At 71.5% G+C, this 20,290-nt stretch carries 18 protein-coding genes; 14 read left to right on the plus strand and 4 right to left on the minus strand.

What is annotated here, in order from left to right:
* Positions 1–136 precede the first annotated feature (136 nt).
* Positions 137–814 carry a FadR/GntR family transcriptional regulator gene (locus ACFVVA_RS05250; protein ID WP_387685869.1) on the minus strand — a complete coding sequence of 226 codons (678 nt, stop codon included), beginning with the start codon at positions 812–814 and terminating at the stop codon, positions 137–139.
* Positions 815–940: 126 nt separating this feature from the next.
* Here ACFVVA_RS05250 and ACFVVA_RS05255 point away from each other — a divergent pair, with 126 nt between their 5' ends.
* The 3 genes from ACFVVA_RS05255 (at position 941) to ACFVVA_RS05265 (ending at position 3,184) form a co-directional block, all read left to right on the plus strand.
* Positions 941–2,230, plus strand: a complete 1,290-nt coding sequence (locus ACFVVA_RS05255) for a CynX/NimT family MFS transporter (RefSeq protein ID WP_387685871.1) — start codon at positions 941–943, stop codon at positions 2,228–2,230.
* Between the two features lie 163 nt (positions 2,231–2,393).
* On the plus strand, positions 2,394–2,516 hold the full coding sequence (locus tag ACFVVA_RS05260; protein ID WP_359911473.1) for an SGM_5486 family transporter-associated protein: 123 nt from the start codon (positions 2,394–2,396) through the stop codon (positions 2,514–2,516).
* Positions 2,517–2,656: 140 nt separating this feature from the next.
* Positions 2,657–3,184 (plus strand): histidine phosphatase family protein, encoded by a 528-nt coding sequence (locus ACFVVA_RS05265; RefSeq protein ID WP_359911470.1) that lies wholly within the window; start codon positions 2,657–2,659, stop codon positions 3,182–3,184.
* Positions 3,185–3,332: 148 nt separating this feature from the next.
* Here ACFVVA_RS05265 and serB read toward each other — a convergent pair whose 3' ends face one another.
* Positions 3,333–4,595 carry a phosphoserine phosphatase SerB gene (gene serB, locus ACFVVA_RS05270; RefSeq protein WP_359911467.1) on the minus strand — a complete coding sequence of 421 codons (1,263 nt, stop codon included), beginning with the start codon at positions 4,593–4,595 and terminating at the stop codon, positions 3,333–3,335.
* 222 nt (positions 4,596–4,817) lie between these two features.
* On the opposite strand from serB, the gene ACFVVA_RS05275 reads away from it, so the two are divergent.
* From ACFVVA_RS05275 to ACFVVA_RS05285, 3 genes are all read left to right on the plus strand, one after another.
* Positions 4,818–7,445 (plus strand): FHA domain-containing protein, encoded by a 2,628-nt coding sequence (locus ACFVVA_RS05275; RefSeq protein ID WP_387685874.1) that lies wholly within the window; start codon positions 4,818–4,820, stop codon positions 7,443–7,445.
* 286 nt (positions 7,446–7,731) lie between these two features.
* Positions 7,732–8,829, plus strand: coding sequence for a GAF domain-containing sensor histidine kinase (locus tag ACFVVA_RS05280; protein WP_380353200.1), 1,098 nt, complete (start codon positions 7,732–7,734; stop codon positions 8,827–8,829).
* Positions 8,822–9,478 carry a response regulator gene (locus ACFVVA_RS05285; protein WP_380353187.1) on the plus strand — a complete coding sequence of 219 codons (657 nt, stop codon included), beginning with the start codon at positions 8,822–8,824 and terminating at the stop codon, positions 9,476–9,478. Before ACFVVA_RS05280 ends, ACFVVA_RS05285 begins: the two co-directional genes overlap by 8 nt.
* Before the next feature lie 1,024 nt (positions 9,479–10,502).
* Here ACFVVA_RS05285 and ACFVVA_RS05290 read toward each other — a convergent pair.
* Positions 10,503–11,306: a hypothetical protein gene (locus ACFVVA_RS05290; protein WP_387685876.1), complete on the minus strand. Its 804-nt coding sequence runs from the start codon at positions 11,304–11,306 to the stop codon at positions 10,503–10,505.
* Between the two features lie 150 nt (positions 11,307–11,456).
* Here ACFVVA_RS05290 and ACFVVA_RS05295 point away from each other — a divergent pair, with 150 nt between their 5' ends.
* The 7 genes from ACFVVA_RS05295 to ACFVVA_RS05325 all read left to right on the plus strand — a co-directional run bounded on the left by ACFVVA_RS05295 (position 11,457) and on the right by ACFVVA_RS05325 (position 17,588).
* On the plus strand, positions 11,457–12,248 hold the full coding sequence (locus tag ACFVVA_RS05295; RefSeq protein ID WP_359911455.1) for an ABC transporter ATP-binding protein: 792 nt from the start codon (positions 11,457–11,459) through the stop codon (positions 12,246–12,248).
* Between the two features lie 120 nt (positions 12,249–12,368).
* Complete coding sequence (locus ACFVVA_RS05300) at positions 12,369–12,791, plus strand: NfeD family protein (RefSeq protein WP_359911452.1); 423 nt, start codon at positions 12,369–12,371, stop codon at positions 12,789–12,791.
* A gap of 10 nt (positions 12,792–12,801) precedes the next feature.
* Positions 12,802–13,851, plus strand: coding sequence for an SPFH domain-containing protein (locus tag ACFVVA_RS05305; RefSeq protein ID WP_380632112.1), 1,050 nt, complete (start codon positions 12,802–12,804; stop codon positions 13,849–13,851).
* 185 nt (positions 13,852–14,036) lie between these two features.
* Positions 14,037–14,795, plus strand: coding sequence for a sulfite exporter TauE/SafE family protein (locus ACFVVA_RS05310; RefSeq protein WP_387685879.1), 759 nt, complete (start codon positions 14,037–14,039; stop codon positions 14,793–14,795).
* Positions 14,796–14,833: 38 nt separating this feature from the next.
* On the plus strand, positions 14,834–15,013 hold the full coding sequence (locus tag ACFVVA_RS05315) for a DUF1272 domain-containing protein (RefSeq protein ID WP_387685881.1): 180 nt from the start codon (positions 14,834–14,836) through the stop codon (positions 15,011–15,013).
* A 96-nt stretch (positions 15,014–15,109) separates the two neighbouring features.
* Positions 15,110–15,415 carry a 4a-hydroxytetrahydrobiopterin dehydratase gene (locus tag ACFVVA_RS05320; RefSeq protein ID WP_387685883.1) on the plus strand — a complete coding sequence of 102 codons (306 nt, stop codon included), beginning with the start codon at positions 15,110–15,112 and terminating at the stop codon, positions 15,413–15,415.
* Positions 15,416–15,533: 118 nt separating this feature from the next.
* The gene (locus tag ACFVVA_RS05325) at positions 15,534–17,588 is read left to right on the plus strand and encodes a PQQ-binding-like beta-propeller repeat protein (protein ID WP_387685885.1); all 2,055 of its coding nucleotides are present in this window, start codon (positions 15,534–15,536) and stop codon (positions 17,586–17,588) included.
* Between the two features lie 148 nt (positions 17,589–17,736).
* On the opposite strand, the gene ACFVVA_RS05330 is transcribed toward ACFVVA_RS05325, so the two are convergent.
* Complete coding sequence (locus ACFVVA_RS05330; RefSeq protein ID WP_359911434.1) at positions 17,737–18,267, minus strand: HNH endonuclease; 531 nt, start codon at positions 18,265–18,267, stop codon at positions 17,737–17,739.
* A 291-nt stretch (positions 18,268–18,558) separates the two neighbouring features.
* Between ACFVVA_RS05330 and tyrS the strand changes: the two genes are divergently transcribed.
* Positions 18,559–19,827 carry a tyrosine--tRNA ligase gene (gene tyrS / locus ACFVVA_RS05335; RefSeq protein WP_359911503.1) on the plus strand — a complete coding sequence of 423 codons (1,269 nt, stop codon included), beginning with the start codon at positions 18,559–18,561 and terminating at the stop codon, positions 19,825–19,827.
* The last annotated feature ends 463 nt before the right edge of the window (positions 19,828–20,290 follow it).

Raw genomic sequence — 20,290 nt, forward strand, 5'->3', positions numbered from 1 at the left:
GCCGGGGTTCTCCGCCCGGCCGGGGTTCTCGGGACGGGGGCTTTCGGGAGGAGCCTCCTGAGCGTGGCCTCCTGAGCGTGGCCTTCCGGGAGTGGCCTCCGGGGGCGGGGCGGCCGGGGTGTCGGGCCGGGGGCGGTCAGGCCTCGGCGGGGGTGCAGCCACCGGGGGCGGCGCGGCCGGCCTCGACGGCGGCGCGCTCGGCGTCACCGGCCCGGATCGCCTCCAGGATGGACTGGTGGCCGATGTAGCGCTCCGCGATCAGCTCGGGGCCGACGTCGTGCCGCAGGAGCTCGCGGGTGGCCTCGCCGAGGTCGGCGTAGACCGCGAGCAGGACGTCGTTGTGGGCGGCGGCCACCACGGCCTGGTGGAAGGCGGCGTCGGCCTGGACGAAGTCCTCGGCGCCGCCGGAGTGCCAGGCGGCCTCCCGGCGGGCCAGCGCGCCGTCCAGCAGCTCCAGGTCGTGCGCGGTGCGGCGGCGGGCGGCGAGGGCCGCCGCCGAGGTCTCCAGTGCCGAACGGAGCTCGGCGACCTGGCCCTGGTCGGCGTCGGCGAAGCGGCGGTGCATCACTCCGGCGAGCTCGCTGGTGGCCAGCACGTACGTGCCGGAGCCCTGCCTGATGTCGAGCAGTCCGTTGTGGGCGAGGGCGCGGACGGCCTCGCGGACGGTGTTGCGGGCGACGCCGAGCTGTTCGACCAGGGCGGCCTCGGTGGGGATGCGCGAGCCGACCGGCCACTCCCCGGATGTGATCTGGGCACGCAGCTGTGCGATCACCTGGTCGGACAGCGGGGTGCGCCTCGGCGAGGACAGCGCCACGGGGGACTCCTTGACGGCTACGGCTCGGATGGGGCCTGGGTGGGAAGTGGCCGGACGATGAACGGTCGGCACATCATGCCAATTCCAAGGTGCATCAATTCATCCCATCATTCTATGATGCTGTCCATGCCCGCAGCAGACACCACCGTTTCCGCCCGGACCGAGAGCCGGACACCGACCGCCGAGCGGCCCGCCGCCTCCGGCTCGGCCAAGTACCTGGGCTGGCTGTTCGCCGTCGCGATCGCCGCCGCCGCCTTCAACCTGCGCCCCGTGGTCACCAGCCTCGGGCCGCTGCTCAAGCAGGTCCGCGACGACCTCGGGATGAACCCGACGCTCGCCGGGCTGCTCACCGCCGTCCCGTCGCTGTGCTTCGGGCTGTTCGGCTTCGCCGCGCCCGCGGCGGCCCGTCGGATCGGTCCGATCGCGGTCGTCACCGCGGGCATGGGCGCCATCACGGCGGGCGTGCTGGCCCGCTCGTTCGCCGGGGGCACTGCCGTGTTCCTGCTGCTCACCGCCCTCGCCCTGGCCGGGGTGGCGGTCTCCAACGTGCTGCTGCCGGTGGTGATCAAGCGGTACTTCCCGGACAAGGTCGGTCCGATGATCGGCCTCTACTCGATGGCGCTGTCCGCCGGCACCGCGCTGGCCGCGGCCGTCACCGTGCCGCTGACCAAGTCGCTCGGCGGTGACTGGCGCTACGGCCTGGGTGTCTGGGCCGTCCTGGGAGCGCTCGCCCTGGTGCTCTGGCTGCTGGTGCTGATCGCCAAGCGGGAGCGCGGTGAGCGGGCCGACGGCGCCGCCGCCCCCGTCCGGCTGCCGATCACCCGCAGCCGGACCGCCTGGGCGCTGGCCGGGTACTTCGGCCTCCAGGCCACCGGCGCGTACGTGGTCATGGGCTGGATGTCGCAGATCTTCCAGGACGCCGGCATCGGCGAGGGCACCACCGGGGTGCTGCTCGCGGTCACCATGGTGATCGGCGTGCCGGTCTCCTTCGTGCTGCCCAACCTGGCCGCACGGCGCGGCGACCAGCGGCTGTTCGTGGTCGTGCTGGCCTGCTGCGGCATCGCCGGGTACGCGGGGCTGGCACTCGCCCCGGCCGGGGGCGCCTGGCTCTGGGCGGTCCTGCTGGGCCTGTCCAACTGCGCCTTCCCGCTGGTGCTGACCATGATCGGACTGCGGGCCCGGTCGGCGGGCGGGGTCGCGCAACTCTCCGCCTTCGCCCAGGGCATCGGCTACCTGGTGTCCATCCCGGGCCCGATCCTGGTCGGCTGGCTCTACGGGGCCACCGGTGAGTGGTACTGGCCGCTGGGCTTCCTGTCGCTGCTGCTGGTGCCGCAGATGCTGTTCGGCCTGCGCGCCGCGCGGGCCCGGCACATCGAGGACGAGGCGGTGCGCCCGGCGGAGCGGGCCGAGGCCTGACAGCCTGACACCGAGCGGCCGGACGCGGCGGTGGGACGCGGCGGTGGGACGCGGCGGTGGGGCCCGGGCTCAGGGCCCGGGGCCCGACGGCGAAGGTCAAGGCCCGGCCAAGGGGGTGGGGCCAGCGGACGGCGGGCGTGTTCGGGATGGGAGAATTCCGGACATGCCCGTTCTCGATCCCAATCCCACCGACGGCCGCAAGCAGCTCGGCCGCATCGCCCTCGCCTTCTCCGCCATCGTGGTGCTGGTGGCGCTCATCGCCACCGTCGCGGCCTCGATCGGCTGACGGACGGCCTCTGCGCCCCTGCGCCCGTACTCCACCCGACGCTCCGGTGAACGGGACACGGTGACACTCGTCGTCCCTCGGAGTGGCGGCGTCCGGGAGCATCGCGCCGCCGGGCCGCTTTTCTGCCAAGCTTGCTGGGTATGAGCGCCGACACGCCCCGCAGGATCATCGTTCTCCGCCATGCCAAGGCCGACTGGCCGAACGGCGTGGACGACCACGACCGGCCGCTGGCCGACCGGGGCCGTCACCAGGCCCCGGACGCCGGCCGCTGGCTGGTCGACTCCGGCATCAACCCCGACTACGTGGTCTGCTCCACCGCGCTGCGCACCCGAGAGACCTGGAAGCTGGCGGTGCACGAGCTGCCGCAGCGGCCCCTCAAGACCGTCTACGAGGAACGGGTCTACGAGGCGAGCCCCGGCGAGATCATCGCCGTGCTCCAGGAGACCCCGGAGGAGTACTCGGACGTGGTGCTGGTCGGCCACAACCCGGGTGTGCTGGGTCTGACCCAGGTGCTGGCCGGGGACGCGGGCGACCGGGACGCGCTGGAGCGGCTGCGGCTCGGGGGCTTCCCGACGGCGGCGATCGCGGTGCTCAGCTTCAGCGGCTCCTGGAAGGGCGTCGAGCCGGGCGTGGCCGAGCTGGTCTCGTACCACACGCCGCAGGACTGACCCTGGGAACACAGGTGAGGGGCGCGCGGATGCGATCCGCGCGCCCCTCACCTGTGTCCGCAGGCCGTACGGTCCGTGTCCGCGGGCCGCGCGCCTTCCTCGGGCTGTTCCTCGGGCCTCACTCCACCGGCCGTTGCCGGGCCGGCTCCTACTCGGTCTCGGTCGGGGTGCCGTGCAGCGCGTCGGCCGCCTCGACCTCCTCACGGGTGATGCCCAGCAGGTACAGCACGGTGTCCAGGAACGGCACGTTCACCGCGGTGTCGGCGGCCTCGCGCACCACCGGCTTGGCGTTGAACGCCACCCCGAGGCCGGCCGCGTTCAGCATGTCCAGGTCGTTGGCGCCGTCGCCGATCGCCACCGTCTGCTCCAGCGGCACCTTCGCCTGCTCGGCGAAGCGGGCCAGCCAGCGGGCCTTGCCTGCCCGGTCCACGATCTCGCCGACCACCCGGCCGGTGAACCTGCCGTCCACCACCTCCAGGGTGTTCGCGGCCGCGAAGTCCAGGCCCAGCTGCTCCACCAGGTGGTCGGTGACCTGGGTGAAGCCGCCGGACACCACCGCGACCTGGTAGCCGAGGCGCTGGAGCGTACGGATCAGGGTGCGCGCGCCCGGCGTGAAACGGACCTCGGCGCGGACCTTCTCGGTCACCGAGGCGTCCAGCCCGGCCAGCAGCGCCACCCGGGCCCGCAGCGACTCGGCGAAATCCAGCTCGCCGCGCATCGCCGCCGCCGTCACCTCGGCGACCTCCTCCTCGCAGCCCGCGTGGGCGGCGAACAGCTCGATCACCTCGTCCTGGATGAGCGTGGAGTCGACGTCCATGACCACCAGGCGCTTGGCCCGGCGCTCCAGCCCGGCGGCGACCACCGCGACGTCCACCCGCTGGGTGGCCGCCTCCTGGGCCAGCGCGGCCCGCAGCTCGTCGGTGGCCACACCGGAGACGGCCAGCTCGACCGCCGTCACCGGGTACTTGGCGAGCCGGAAGACACGGTCGATGTTGCCCCCCGAGGCGGTGATCCGGGAGGTGAGTGCGGAGACGGCGGCGGCGGTCAGCGGATTGCCGAGCACCGTGACGTGCGAACGGCCCTCGCGGCGCGGCCGGTTGTCACCGATGCCGGAGAGGATCTCGGCCTGGAGCTTCTGCTCGTCGGCCCAGCGGTGGACGGTGGCCCGCAGCCCACCCTCGGCGGCGGGTACGGGGGGCGGGGTGACCAGCGCGCAGAGCGTGATGCGGCCACGGGTCACGACCTGCTCGATGTCGATGACGTCGACGCCGAAGCCGGCCAGCGTCGCGAAGAGGCCGGCAGTGATGCCGGGGCGGTCCTTGCCGAACACCTTGACGAGCAGGGTGCGCTCGTCCGCGGTCCGGTGCTGGGCGGCGGGGAGGGGCTCAGCGGCCAGGGGCGATGCGTTCATGGTGCCTCCCACGCTACCGGGCGCCCGACGGCCCGGGGGCACCCGTCCCACCTCGCGGGACGGCGCGGTCCGGGGTCGGTAGCAGCCTGGTCACAGTCGCCCGGGCCGACTTTCACCGGCGGTCGGCGGGCTGGAATGATTCCCCCCGTCAGTCAGAGAAACATCGCAGCCCCGGCCGGGGGCCACAATTCGGGGGAACCGAGAGAGCGGGGCAGGCGAGCAGTGCCGCAACTCGTCATTGAGATCAACGGACAGCAGCGGACTCTGGAGCCCGGGCGGTCCTACACCATCGGGCGCAACCCTCAGTCGGACTTCCCGTTCGAGGACGCCAGGGTCTCCTGGCAGCACGGGACCATGAGCTTCAACGGCAGCGGTTGGCAGCTGGACGACCACGGCAGCACCAACGGAACGTACGTGGCCGGGGCCCGCACCCTGCAGGCCCAGCTGTTCCCCGGTGCCGTGGTCAACCTGGGCAACCCGGAGAACGGCCCCCGGCTCGGCTTCTCCGCACCCGTGCACGCCGCCGCTCCGCAGGCCGCGGCTCCACAGGCCACCCCGATGCACGAGGCCGCCACCAGCCGAGGCCCGGTGCCCACGCCCCAGCAGCCCGCCCCGCAGCAGGGCTGGCCGCAGCACGACCCGTACCAGCAGCCTCAGCAGCAGGCCTGGCCCGGGCAGCCGCAGGACCAGCCGCCGTTCCCGCAGCAGCAGTACGCGCCGCCGCAGGCCCAGCCGGCCCCGCAGCAGCCCCAGCCCCAGCCTCAGCACGGTGGCTTCCCGCAGCAGCAGGATTTCCCAGCCCCGCCGCAGCACGGTGGCGGCGGGCCGCAGCCGACCATCATCCGCAACCTGACGTCGTCGATGCGCACCGCCCGGATCGGTCGTGCGCTCGACAACGACATCGTGGTGTCCGACCTCCAGGTCTCCCGCCACCACGCCGAGCTGCGTCAGCTCCCGGACGGCCGCTACGAGATCGTCGACCTCGGCAGCCACAACGGCATCTTCCTCAACGGCCAGCGGGTGCAGCGTCAGCTGATGGGCCCGCAGGACCGGCTGACCGTCGGCCACTCCAGCTTCGTCCTGGTCGGCGACCAGCTGCAGGAGTTCGTCGACACCGGTGCGGTCTCCTTCTCCGCCCGCCACCTGACCGTCGAGGTCGACCACAAGGGCGGCAAGAAGGTCCTGCTCGACGACGTCAGCTTCGGCGTCCCGGAGAAGTCCCTGGTCGCGGTCATCGGCCCGTCCGGCTCCGGCAAGTCCACGCTGCTGCGCGCCCTCACCGGCTACCGCCCGGCCGACCGCGGCGAGGTCCTGTACGACGGCCGTAACCTCTACAAGCAGTTCGCCGAGCTCCGCTCGCGCATCGGCCTGGTGCCGCAGTCCGAGATCCTGCACCGCGAGCTCACCGTCCGGAAGGGCCTCAAGTACGCCGCCCAGCTGCGCTTCCCCGGCGACACCGAGGCGCGCGAGCGCGACGCCCGGATCGACGAGGTGCTGTACGAGCTGCGCCTGGACAAGCGAGCCGACAACAAGATCACCGCGCTCTCCGGCGGCCAGCAGAAGCGTGTCTCGGTCGCCCTGGAGCTGCTCACCAAGCCCTCGCTGATCTTCCTGGACGAGCCCACCTCGGGCCTCGACCCGGGCATGGACCGCGAGGTCATGCAGATGCTGCGCGGCCTCGCCGACGACGGCCGCACCATCCTGGTCGTCACTCACTCGGTGGCCGAACTCGCACTCTGCGACCGGCTGCTCGTGATGGCGCCGGGCGGCTCGGTGGCCTACTTCGGCCCGCCGGACGAGGCGCTGCACTTCTTCGGGTACGAGACCTGGGCGGACGTCTTCCAGGCCTTCGAGAACTACCCGGACCACGACTGGGCCGGCCGCTACCGCGGCTCGGTGCACTACCAGCAGTACTCCGCGCCCACCGTGGAGGCGGGCGAGGTGCAGCACGTCCAGGTCGCCCAGGAGGCCGTCAAGCCGCCGAAGCCGCAGAGCTGGGGTTCGCAGCTGTGGACGCTGATGCGCCGTTACATGTCGGTGCTCGCCTCGGACCGCGGCTTCCTCGCGCTGTCCGTGCTGCTGCCCGCCGTCATCGGCGCGGTCAGCGTGCTGATCCCCAACGAACCGGGGCTCGCACCCAACCCCAAGACACAGCTCCACCTCAACAGCGGCGCCGCGACGATCATGCTGATCCTGGCGATCGGCGCCTGCTTCTCCGGGGCGGCCAACTCGGTCCGCGAGTTGATCAAGGAGCGGGCGATCTACGAGCGGGAACGAGCCACCGGGCTCTCCCGCTCGGCGTACATGATGTCCAAGATCATCGTGCTGGGCTTCTTCAGCGTGATCCAGGGCGCCATCATCTCCGCCGTCGGTTTCCTGCCGCGCAAGCTCCCCGAGCACGGCCTGATCGTCAAGAACCTGCCGATCATCGAGATGACCATCGGCATGATCCTGCTGAGCTTCGCCGCGATGATGTTCGGCCTGATGATCTCCGCGCTGGTGAAGACCGCCGAGAAGACCATGCCGCTGCTGGTCATGTTCGCCATCATCCAGGTCGTCTTCACCGGCTGCCTCTTCCAGATCTTCAGCAAGCCCGGACTGGAGCAGGTCGCCTGGCTGATGCCGGCCCGCTGGGGCACCGGCATCGTGTCCACCACGCTCGACCTGTCCGTGCTCATGGGTCCCTGGAACAAGGACTTCCAGAACCCCAACTACGACCCGCTCTGGAAGCACAGCGTCGCCCAGTGGGCGATCGACGCGGGTGTGCTGATCGCCATCTCCGTCGCCATCGGCGTCCTCGTGACCCGGCTCCAGCGCCGGCACGAGCCCGAGGTCATGCAGAAGGGCTGACCCCTTCTCCGACTCTCCGGCGGCAGGCCGAGGGGCGGCTCTCCCAACAGGGAGGGCCGCCTCTCGGCGTTCCGGGCGCTCCCACGAAGCTCCGGGCGGGCCCTGCGGCCTAGGTCCCCGGACCTGGGCCCGGGGCGGCCGCGGACGGACGCGGCGGTCGCCGGGGCGGCGGTAGTTTGGCGGTATGTCCAGCACCACCGGAGACCACCGGACCCACCGGGGCCCGCTGCCCGCCTGCGAACCCTGCCTGTCCGGGATCGAGGCCGTCAGCCAGGCACTGCTCGCCATGAGCCGGCACCTGGAGGTTCGTGAGGTGCTGCGCCGCATCACCGCCTCCGCCAGGGGACTGCTCGGCGCCGAGTACGCGGCCCTGGGCGTGCCCGACGACCACGGGGGCTTCGCCCAGTTCGTTGTCGACGGTGTCACCGACGAGCAGTGGCGGGCGATCGGCCCGCTGCCCCGACAGCACGGCGTACTCGCCGTGATGCTGCACGAGACCGGCCCCACCCGGCTGGCGGACGTCCGCAAGGCGCCCACCTTCGAAGGATGGCCCGCAGCCCACCCCGATATGGACGCCTTTCTGGGCATGCCGATCCTGGACACCGACGCGGCCGAGGACGAGCCGCAGGTGATGGGCGTCATCTTCCTCGCCAACAAGCGTGGCGGCGGCCTCTTCACCGATCACGACGAGGAGCTCCTGCGGATCCTCGCCGCGCACGCGGCCCTCGCGCTGTCCAACGCCCGACTGTACGAGCGCAGCCGCGAGCTCACGCTGGCCGGCGAGCGTGCCCGGATCGCCCACGACCTGCACGACGCCGTCTCGCAGAAGCTCTTCTCGCTCCGGCTCACGGCCAAGGCGGCCGCCAAGCTTGTCGACCGCGACCCCGTCCGGGCACGTGCCGAACTCGCCGAGGTCGCCCGTCTCGCCGCCGAGGCTGCCGACGAGCTGCGCGCGGTCGTCGTGGAGCTGCGTCCCGCAGCCCTGGAGGAGGACGGGCTCAGCGCCACTCTCGCCTCTCAGGTGCAGGTCCTGGACCGGGCGCACACCGCCGACGTCGCCTTCGCCGCCGACGGGGTCCGGGCCCTGCCGCCTGCCCAGGAGGCCGCACTGCTGAGAGTCGCCCAGGAGGCGCTGCACAACGCGCTGCGCCACTCCGGCGCCCGCAGGGTCACTGTCACCCTGGCCGGGACGCCTGCGCGCGGTGCGGTGCTGCGCGTGCACGACGACGGGCGCGGCTTCGACCCGGAGTCCGTCCGGCGAGCAGGCCGTCACCTCGGCCTGGCCTCGATGCGCGACCGCGCGGCCGCCGTCGGCGGCACACTCACCCTGGAATCGGCCCCCGGTCGGGGGACGCTCGTCGAGATGGAGGTCCCCGGTGCCTGAGAGCACACCGTCGATCCGTGTCCTGTTGGTCGACGACCATCAGGTGGTTCGGCGCGGGCTGCGCACTTTCCTGGAGGTCCAGGACGACATCGAGGTGGTCGGGGAGGCCGCCGATGGGGCGGAGGGTATTGACCGGGCCCGTGAGCTCGACCCCGATGTCGTCCTGATGGACCTCAAGATGCCCGGCGTCGACGGCATCGAGGCGCTGCGCACGCTCAAGGGTGAGGGCAGCCGCGCCCGGATCCTGATCGTCACCAGCTTCACCGAGCACCGCACGATGGTTCCCGCGCTGCGGGCCGGTGCGGCCGGGTACGTGTACAAGGACGTGGACCCGGAGGCGCTGGCCGGGGCGATTCGGTCGGTGCACGCCGGTCACGTTCTGCTCCAGCCCGAACTGGCCGAGGCCCTGCTCGCCGACGACGGCCCGCGCGTTCCGCAGGGTCGAGGTGGCACGCTCACCGAGCGCGAGCGCGAAGTGCTCGGACACATCGCCGATGGCCGCTCCAACCGGGAGATCGCCCGCAGTCTGCACCTCTCGGAGAAGACGGTGAAGACCCATGTGTCCAACATCCTCATGAAGTTGGACCTGAGCGACCGCACCCAGGCGGCACTCTGGGCCGTTCGTCACGGCGAGGCCCGAGAGGGGTAGCGCGCCGGGGGCGCGACGTACTGGCGCGGGCGCCGTGCCGATCGGCAGGTTTTCGACCAGGCAGGGCGTCAAACGGTGTTCCAGCATGTGCCGTTCGGCAGGGTTGGCCCGAATTCAGGTGATCCATCATCATTCGGCTGTGCCAGGCTGATCGCCGACACCGATCCCGAGGGAGGGCCGGATGAACGCGATGCGCAATCAGTGCGGGCCTGTCGTGCTGGCCCATGAGCTTGAGGTGACATGCCACCTGTTCGACGAGCGTCCGATGTCCGGGCCCGGGTCGCAACCGATTGTCGAGGACGGGGGCCGAGAGCGGGCGCCAGGACGCCCCTTGTCCGGGTGTCAGGTGGCGGGGGCGGAGAATCGTGCAGCAGAGGCCGTCGAGCGCAGAGCGAGGTTGGCCCTGGAGACAGCCCGAGACCGGGAGGCCTACGGGCCGGAGCTGCTGAGACGCCGACTGCGGATGCGGCGTTGGCAGTTCAACCTGGCACGGGAACGTGAACTGATCCCCGAGCCGGACCTCGACAACGGCACCTGGTCGGCGCTCGTCGAGGTACAGCTGAAGGCCCGCACCGAGGAGATCATCCTCGCGCTCGGCGCCGTGCCGCCCATGGGGGCGGCCAAGGCGGCCACGGTGTTGGGCCACACCACAGGTCTGCTGGTGATCGCCGAAGACATCAGGCGGCTCGCCGCCGCAGGAGAGCTACGCCCCTGCGGCGGATACCGGGGCTGGCCGACCTACAGCCGGGAGGCCTTGGCCGCCGTCCCGTATGCCGTGGTGCAGCAGACTGTCACGGAGCGCATGCACAAGGCTGCGGCCACGGCACGGGCCGCGGCCGAGGCGCTGGAACGGAGACTCGCGGAGAGCTACTCGGCGGAGGAGGCAGTCGAAGTCCTGGGGTGGCCCCGGTGCCGGCTGGTGGCCACGACGGCGCAGGGAGGCCTGGCCGCCGGGCCCGACGGCAGATACGAGCGCGCCGAGGTGATCGCGCTCGCCATCGCCGACTCCGGGGCCCAGCACCTCTCAGCGATCGTCTCGCTCGTCCACGAGGGCGTTGTAGGCGGCGACCTGGGCGCGCCGGGCGGTGCGCCGCAGCGGGGCCAGGGCGGATTGGCGGGCCGCCATCTCGGAGGCGCTGACGGCAGCGCCGTGGCCGCCGGAGGCGATGGAGAGCAGGGCGGACACCTGGCGGGCCGACTCCAGGACACGGACGGCCCGGGGCGGGTACCCGGGAGCGAGCAGCTCGCTGTGGCCACGGCGGCGGTAGGCATCCAGGGCGCGCAAGGCCTCAGGTCCGGCGCCGGCCACGTCGAGGCGGGCGAGCATGACGGTCGCCTCCCGCAGCCCGTCGGCCAGTTCACGTTCGGCCTCGTGGAGCGACGGCACGTCCGCCGGAGGTGTGTCGTTGACCTCGGAACAACGCCACAGCACGGTGGCCGAGCGGTCGCCGGCCGGGCCGTACACCTCCACCTCCGGCACCAGCCCGAGTGGTGCACCCACGGCCAGGACGGCCTCACCCGCACTCATGGCCTGCTCGTTGAAGGCCTTCGGACCGGTCAGCCCGAGCGGATGCCCGGCTGAGGGCAGCGCGAGACGCAGGCCCTTCACACCGAGCACCCGCAGCCGCCCCAGCGCCCAGGTCAGCCCGTGCTGCTCGCCGGGCCCGTCGCCGGGCAGCCCGGTGACCCGATGGATCTCGTCCCGGCCCAGGACGGCCGTGGCGGCGTCGTCCGGCGGCACCAGGCCCGCCAGCAAGGCGTTGCCCCATGCGGTGAGCCGCCCCGAACGGGGCTCTTCGTACGGATTGTCGGCAGGAGTCACGAGCATCCGGCCAGCCTACGGAATCGGCGGTCATCCGCGTGGCGTAGGTTTGCCCATGCGTGTGCGGCGCACCCACCCCGTGCCCACCGGCTGCCGGAGTAGGCTCGCCGCCCGCACCGACGGCCGAGAATCTTGTTTTTTGGGGAAGGCGTAGGCATGAGCGACGTGCTGGAGCTGGTGGACGTATCCGTGGTCCGGGAGGGGCGCGCGCTGGTCGACCAGGTCTCGTGGTCCATCTCCGAGGGCGAGCGTTGGGTCATCCTGGGCCCGAACGGCGCCGGCAAGACCACGCTGTTGCAGATCGCCTCCTCGTACCTGTTCCCGACCTCGGGCAAGGTCACGGTGCTGGGTGAGAAGCTCGGCGAGATCGACGTCTTCGAGCTGCGTTCCCGGATCGGCCTGGCCGGCGCCGCCATGTTCGACAAGCTGCCGGCCGAGCAGACCGTGCTCCAGACCGTCCTCACCGCCGCGTACGGCATGACGGTCAGCTGGCAGGAGACCTACGAGCAGTCGGACGAGGTCCGCGCTCTCGCCCTGCTCGACCGCCTCGGCATGGCCAATCTCACCGACCGCAAGTTCGGCACCCTCTCCGAGGGCGAGCGCAAGCGCACCCTGATCGCCCGCGCCCTGATGACCGACCCCGAGCTGCTGCTGCTCGACGAGCCTGCCGCCGGCCTCGACCTCGGTGGCCGCGAAGACCTGGTCCGCCGGCTCGGCGCGCTCGCCCAGGACGAGTTCGCCCCGGCCATGGCGATGGTCACCCACCACGTCGAGGAGATCGCGCCGGGCTTCACCCACGTCCTGATGATCCGACAGGGCAAGGTGCTCACGGCCGGCCCGATCGACACAGAGCTGACCGCCCGTAATCTCTCCAAGTGCTTCGGCCTGCCGCTCACCCTGGAGCGGCACGGAGACCGCTGGTCGGCCCAGGGTCTGCCGCTGGGCTGAGGCCCCTTCGTCCGCTCATCCGGAAGGCCGTCGGAAACCGGTCGCACGCGCGACCGGTTTCCGCCCCTCGACCTGCGGGAACTGTCCGCTTCGAAGGCCTTCGCTCCCTAGGATGGACGTGTGGACAGCTGGATCTGGTGGCTCCTGGCCGCCGCAGGGCTCGGCATACCGTTGGTGCTCACCGCGATGCCGGAGTTCGCCATGTTCGCGGTCGGGGCGCTGGCCGCCGCCGTCGTGGCCGCGCTGGGCGGGGGAGTGGTCGCCGAGACCCTGACCTTCGTCGTCGTCTCGGTCGCACTGGTGGTCTTCGTCCGCCCGATCGCCTACCGGCAGCTTCAGAAGGGCCCGCAGGTCAAGATGGGCATCGAGGCGCTCCAGGGCGCCACCGCGGTCGTCGCGGAAACCGTCGACGGGGAGGGCGGGCGGATCAAGTTGAACGGTGAGATCTGGTCGGCCCGTGCGCTTCACCCGGGCCAGGTGTACCAGCCTGGACAGCAGGTCGACGTCGTCGAAATCCAGGGCGCGACCGCCCTGGTCGTCTAGGGGAGAGTCCGTGGAACCCGTCCTTATCGTTTTGGTCGTCCTGGTCGTGGTGGCCTTCATCGCGCTGATCAAGACGATCCAGGTCATCCCGCAGGCCAGCGCCGCGATCGTGGAGCGCTTCGGCCGCTACACCCGGACGCTCAACGCAGGGCTGAACATCGTCGTCCCGTTCATCGACCGCGTCCGCAACCGGATCGACCTGCGTGAACAGGTTGTGCCGTTCCCGCCGCAGCCGGTGATCACCCAGGACAACCTGGTCGTCAACATCGACACCGTCATCTACTACCAGGTGACCGACCCTCGCGCCGCGACGTACGAGGTCGCCAGCTACATCCAGGCGATCGAGCAGCTGACCGTCACCACGCTGCGCAACATCATCGGCTCGATGGACCTGGAGTCCACGCTGACCTCGCGAGAGGTCATCAACGCCGGCCTGCGCGGTGTCCTGGACGAGGCCACCGGCAAGTGGGGCATCCGGGTCAACCGTGTCGAGCTGAAGGCGATCGAGCCGCCGACCTCCATCCAGGACTCGATGGAGAAGCAGATGCGCGCCGACCGGGACAAGCGCGCCGCGATCCTCACCGCCGAGGGCCAGCGCCAGGCCCAGATCCTCAAGGCCGAGGGTGAGAAGCAGGCCGAGGTGCTCAAGGCGGAGGGTGAGGCGCAGGCCGCGGTCCTGCGCGCGGACGGTGAGGCGGCCGCGATCCGGACGGTCTTCGAGGCCATCCACGACGGCGACGCCGACCAGAAGCTGCTCGCCTACCAGTACCTCCAGACCCTGCCCGAGCTGGCCAAGGGCGACTCCAACAAGCTCTGGATCATCCCCAGCGAGGTCGGCGACGCGCTCAAGGGCCTCGGCGGTGCCTTCACCGGCCTGACCGGCAACGGCGGGGTGAACGGCGGCGCGGTCGCGGCGCCCAGTGTCCCGCAGACGATCCCGGCCGCCACCCAGGTGCCGTTGGACCCGGCGTCCGGCCCGCGGCCGGTGGACACCGAGAAGGGCGCCGCCCGTCCCCGGGTGGACCCGGCCCGGGAGTACCCGAAGATCGACCCGGAGTGATCGGCCGAAAACCGTGCTTCGCCGAGGGCCCGCTGCCGAGAGGTGGCGGGCCCTCGGCCTTTCACGGTGCCGAAGCGTACGTACTGGGCACTGTGGCGTGCGTCCCGAATCGTGGGCGGGTCTGGTCGGCCCGCAGGGCCGTCCGGCATGATCCCCTCGGACAGGACCGAGAGGAGAGGTGACCCATGACGCTCTGGGAGTCGATCGCCGTCCTGGTGGCCGGCGTCGGCGCCGGGATGATCAACGTGATCGTCGGCTCCGGCACGCTGATCACCTTCCCGGTCCTGCTCGCCGTGGGCATCCCACCGGTCACCGCCAATGTCTCCAACTCCTTCGGCCTGGTCCCCGGCTCGCTCAGCGGGGTGATCGGGTACCGGCGCGAACTGGCCGACCAGGGGCGCCGCGTGCTGCGCATGGGCACCGCCTCCCTGCTCGGCGGGCTGCTCGGCGCACTGCTGCTGATCAAGCTGCCGAGCGGGGCCTTCGACGCGATCGTCCCGGCGCTGATCCTGCTGGCGCTCGTGCTGGTGGTGATCCAGCCCCGGGTGGCCAAGGCCGTCGCCGCCCGCCGCCGCCCCGGCGGCGATCCGGACGGCAGCCCGGTACTGCTGGTCGGGGTGTTCCTGACCGGCATCTACGGCGGCTACTTCGGTGCCGCGCAGGGCGTGCTGCTGATGGCGCTGATGGGCATGCTGCTCCAGGAGGACCTCCAGCGGATCAATGCGGTGAAGAACGCCCTGGCGCTGATCGTGAACACGGTCGCCGCGCTCTTCTTCCTCTTCACCTCGACCGTGAACTGGGCCGCCGCCGGTCTGATCGCGGCGGGTTCGCTGGTCGGAGGCCTGCTCGGGGCCAAGGTCGGCCGTCGTCTCCCGCCGACCGCGCTGCGCGTTGTCATCGTGGTGGTTGGCCTCGTGGCCGTCACCAAGCTGTTGTTGAGTTGAACGACTGTCAGACCGTATGCAGGTCGGAGGAGTACGCCATGGCCCTGGAGATGCGTGAGAGCTGCGAGCGCTGCGCGGTGTCGCTGACCGCGGACGGCCGCGCCTCGATATGTTCCTACGAGTGCACCTTCTGCCCGGACTGCACCGAGGCCATGGCCGCTACCTGCCCCAACTGCGGCGGCCAGCTGGTGGCCCGTCCGCGCCGGAAGGCCGCCTGACACCGGTTCCCGGGCACTCTGAACGGCCCGGAATCCCGGCCCGGAGCCCCGGCCCCGGAGCGACGACCCACCGGACGACCCACCAGGAGTGCGGCGATGAGCAGCAGGGCGCGGCTGAACGAGGACGAGATCACGGCAGCCCTGGCGGCGCTGCCCCAATGGAAGCGGGAGGGCGACAGCATCGCCCGCACCGCCGACGCGCCGGACTTCCCGGCGGCGATCCGGGTGGTCGTCTCCGTCGCCGAGCAGGCCGAGGCGCTCGACCACCACCCCGACATCGACATCCGCTGGCGAACCCTGCGCTTCGTCCTGTCCACCCACAGCGCCGGCGGCCTCACTGGGCTGGACTTCACCCTCGCCGCCCGGATCGACGAGGCCCTGCGCGTCGAGTCGGCGGCCTGACGCGGCACGACCGAGGAGCCCGGGCCCGTCCGACCGAGGGCCCGGGCCGCCTCTCCGGGCGGGCGTGAGATGCTGACTGCCGCATCGGCAGGCAGATGGCTCGGGAGGGACGGAACGGATGGCGCAGGAGCCCTTCGGAGACGCCCACCCCCAACAGCCGTGGCCGTCCGAGGGCCACTCGGACTGGCAGAACGGCGGGCACAGCGGGCACGGCGGGTACTCCGAGCAGCAGCAGACGCCGGAGCAGCCGTCGCGGTGGCAGCCGCAGCAGCAGGCGGGTTACGCCTCGGTCGAGTACGGGCAGCAGCCGCAGCTCGGCCAAGACGTCTACGGACACACCGGCTACGAGACCGGCTACCAGACCGGCTACGGCCAGGCCGGTCATGACCGGGCCGGCTACGACCAGAGCGGTTACGACCACAGTGGATACGGTCGGACCGGCTATGTCGAGGGCGGCTACGTCCAGGGCCAGGATCAAGGCCACTACGGCGTTCAGGAGCAGTACCAGCCGTATCCGCAGTACCCGGACCACGCGCAGCCGCATCAGGCCGCCACACCGTACGCCGCCCCGCGGCAGCCCGCCGGGGAGGGCTTGTACGTCCCGGCCGGGGCGGAGTACTCGGCGGACGGCTACGTGCACCTCGAAGAGACCGGGCAGGTGCCCGTGACCGTCCCGGAGCAGTCCGCGGAGACAGCTACGGAGCAGGTCCCCGAGTCGCAGGCCGAGCCCGCCTCGCCGTCGCGGGCCTCCGCGCGCCGAGGGGCCGGTCGTGGCTCCGGTGCCCGTGCCGGCGCGGGCGCGGGCTCGGCCTCTTCGCTCTCCGCCAAGGCACGGAAGGCCGCCGACGCGGTGCTGGCAGGGGATCACGTGCCCAGTCGCAAGGCCCTGCTGGTGCGGACCGGTGCCGGGGTGGCCGCGCTGGGAGTGCTGGTGGCGGCGGGGCTGATGGTCGGGACCGAGGGCGGTGGCAGCGCGGCGGCGAGCAGCGGCGGTGAGCCGGGCTTCGCGGTGGCGCACACCAGGGCCTGGGCCGCGCAGCCCGCCGTGGCCGGTCCGGCCGGGGGCGACGACACGCTGATCGGCAGCTGGCTGCTGGCCGACGCGGTGGTCCGGGCCGACGGCTCCGGTGTCCGCGCCTACGACCGGGCGGGCGGCAAGCCGACCTGGTCGGTGGAGCCGCCGGCCGCCGGGGCCGTCCCGTGCGGGCTGTCGGCGGGAGTGAACCAGGCGGGCCTGGGCGCGGCGCTGTTCCGTCCGCAGGCCGATCCGAAGAGTCCCTGCACGCTGGTGTCCGCCGTGGACACCAAGACCGGCAGGACCGCGTGGACCAAGACCCTCTCGGACACGAAGGGCGCCTACTCGGCGCGGGTCGGTGTCACCGAGGACAAGGTGGTGGCCGTCGGCGACGACCGGGCGCTGGCCTGGGAGTCGGCCGACGGGAAGGACGTCTGGCAGTACACCGGCCAGGGCAAGTTCTGCACCCTGTCCGGCGGCGTCAGTGGAAAGACCGTGCTCGTCGCCTCGTCCTGCGCCGATTCGACCCCCGCCGACCAGGCCGTCGCGCTGAACATCGCGGACGGCAAGGTCGGCTGGTGGCGGGGCCTGAACAACCAGCCGAAGACGGTGACGGTGCTGTCCGCCGAGCCGTCCGTGGTCCTCACGACCGGCGGGAAGCCCGAGGACGACCGGGTGTTCGCCTGGGGCGCGGGCGGCGACCCGGCCGCCGAGATCCCGGTGGCCGTCGACGGTGGCCGGCTGGACGTCGCCCACGGTAGATTTTCGGCCACTCCTGGCGTCTACTTCGAGGGCCGCACGATGGTCACCACCCTGGAACCGCCGAACGGCGGCGGGCCGGTGGCCGCGGTCGGCTACGACCTGGACACCGGCAAGCAGCGCTGGAAGGTGCCGAGCGCCGCGAAGGGCGCCGTCCGGGCGGTCGGCATCGACGGCGGATCGCTGGTGCTCGCCGCCGACGAACGCCGTGACCAGCCCGCCCGTCTCAGCAGGTTCCCGCTGGCGGGCGGCCAGGAGGCGACCGGCGGCAACTTCCCGGCCGGCACCGGTTCACTGCTGATCTCCGGACGAGTGCTGATCGGCGGCGGACAGGTGGTCGTGGTACCCGAGCACTCGACCAACTACGGCACGGCGGCGGGGTACCAGGCGAAGGACTGAGGCCTTCCGCCCTGTACCACGCCGGCGCCGCCCCGTCCGCCGCCCCGGCGCCGAGAGTGCCCTCAGGTCGAGAACGTCGAGAGTGCTCCCGTTCCCCGGAACCGCCTCCCGCGAGCAGTCTCCCGCGAACCGTCTCCCGGCAATCGCCTCACGCCGCGGAGACGGGCCGGCCCGGTACGGCCGGCAGCCAGTCGGCGAGGTCCCGGACCTCCGAGCTGCGCAGACCGAGCGCCAGCATCAGACTGGCCTGCGGCGTCGGCTCGAACGGCCGCCGCAGAAGCTTCATCCCGGCCTGCTCCGGTGTGCGGTCCGCCTTGTGCTGGTTGTCCTCCGCGCACGCGGCGACGGTGTTCATCCAGCTGTCGGCACCACCGCGCGACCTGGGCTGGAGGTGGTCCACCGTGGTGGCCCGCCGGCCGCAGTACGCGCACAGGTGCTGGTCCCGGGCCAGGACACCCCGCCGTGACCACGGAGCCTGTTGTCGGAACGGCACCCGTACGTACCGTTGCAGTCTGATCACCCGTGGCACCGGAACGGCCACGCCCGTCCCCCGGATCGAGCGCAGCGGATGCGCCTGCTCCACCACCGCCTTGTCCTGGAGCACCAGGACGACGGCGCGCTGGAGCGACACCGTCGTCAGGGGCTCGTAGCTCGCGTTCAGAACCAGCGTGTTGCGCACTCGGCACACCCTTCCCGCGGGCGTGCCACGGCGGCACGACCGTCTCCACACACGTCACTGCCGCCGCACGGCGGTGGAACCACTCTGAATGGGCCCACAGCCGTCGAACAACGGAATTTCCGGTATCGGGGGAGGGACGGGGAAAGTGGGGCCCAGCTTGATGGGGGTGCCTCGGGGAAACTCGCTGGCCGGAACCGCGTAGGCTCTATCAGGCTGGAGTCGTACCGACCCGGGGCCCGATCGAACCGGGCCAGCACTGGTCGGACGCCCGATCGAAGGAGAAGCGTGACCGTGACGGACATCGTCGACGAGCTGCAGTGGCGTGGGCTGATCGCCCTGTCCACTGACGAGGACGCACTGCGCAAGGCGTTCGCGGACGGCCCGGTCACGTTCTATTGCGGCTTCGACCCGACGGCCCCCAGCCTGCACCTCGGCAACCTGGTGCAGATCCTCACCATGCGTCGCATCCAGCAGGCGGGGAACCTCCCGCTCGGCCTGGTCGGCGGCGCCACGGGCCTGATCGGCGACCCGAAGCCCACCGCCGAGCGCGTGCTCAACGACCCCGAGACGGTGGCCGGCTGGGTCGAGCGCCTGCGCGGCCAGATCTCGCGCTTCCTCGACTTCGAGGGCCCGTACGCGGCGCGCATGGTCAACAACCTGGACTGGACGTCCGGGATGTCGGCGATCAGCCTGCTGCGCGACGTGGGCAAGTACTTCCGGGTCAACAACATGATCGCCAAGGAGGCCGTCGCCCGGCGGCTCAACTCCGACGCGGGCATCAGCTACACCGAGTTCAGTTACCAGATCCTCCAGGGCATGGACTACCTGGAGCTGAACCGCCGCTACGGCTGCGCCCTGCAGACCGGCGGCAGCGACCAGTGGGGCAACCTGACCGCCGGCACGGATCTGATCCGCAAGGCCGACGGCAAGTCCGTCCACGCGCTGGCCACGCCGCTGATCGTCAAGGCCGACGGCACCAAGTTCGGCAAGACCGAGTCCGGTACGGTCTGGCTCGACCCCGAGCTGACCACCCCGTACGCCTTCTACCAGTTCTGGCTGAACGCGGACGACCGGGACGTCCCCAACTTCCTGCGGATCTTCAGCTTCCGCTCGAAGGAGGAGATCGAGGAACTGGAGCGCGAGACCACCGAGCGCCCCGCCGCCCGTCTCGCCCAGCGGGCCCTCGCCGAGGAGCTCACCACGCTGGTGCACGGCGCCGAGCAGTACGAGCGCGCGGTCGCCGCGTCCAAGGCGCTGTTCGGCCAGGGCGACCTCGCCGATTTGGAGGCCCCGACCCTGGCCGCCGCCCTGGCGGAGGTCCCGAAGGCCGAGGTGTCCGAGCTCCAGACGGTGGTCGACCTGCTGGTCGCCGTCGGTCTGTCGCCGAGCCGCTCGGCCGCCCGCCGGACGATCAAGGAAGGCGGTGCCTACCTCAACAACGTCAAGGTGACGGACGAGGAGGCCGTGCCGACCGAGGCCGACCTGCTGCACGGCCGCTGGCTCGTGCTGCGGCGTGGAAAGCGCAACCTGGCGGCGGCGGAGCTGGTCGCCGCCGGCTGACCGGCCGACGGGCTGGTCGACGGACCGGCCGGCTGACGCTTGGCTGGAAACACACCCGCTCTGAGCTGCGTCTTTGAGCCCCGAGGGCCGGATCTGGACAGATCCGGCCCTCGACGTTTGACGATGTCGTCCAGGTGGCCTAGTGTTGAACGAGTCGCTGGAGCGGCCATCCCACTCAGCAAGACCCACTCTCACTCTGATCCCCATGGAAATGGGTTTCTTGGCATTCCCGCCGACCGAGTGAGCGTGAATTTCGAGTAGCACTCGGAATGAGCTAATGTGGGGGACGTCGCGGAAAGCGGACCCGGCCAGTTCGGGAAATTGGATGAATGAAACTCCGGAAAACGGAGCGGAAAACATCTGATAAACTGGAAACACGAAAGAACGAAGCCCGGAGGGTCCGCTGGAAGGCGGTCCGAAGGAAGCGTCCGTTCCTTGAGAACTCAACAGCGTGCCAAAAGTC

Origin of the sequence: Kitasatospora sp. NPDC058048 (assembly GCF_042885555.1) — a bacterium.
Lineage (GTDB): Bacteria > Actinomycetota > Actinomycetes > Streptomycetales > Streptomycetaceae > Kitasatospora > Kitasatospora lactacystinica.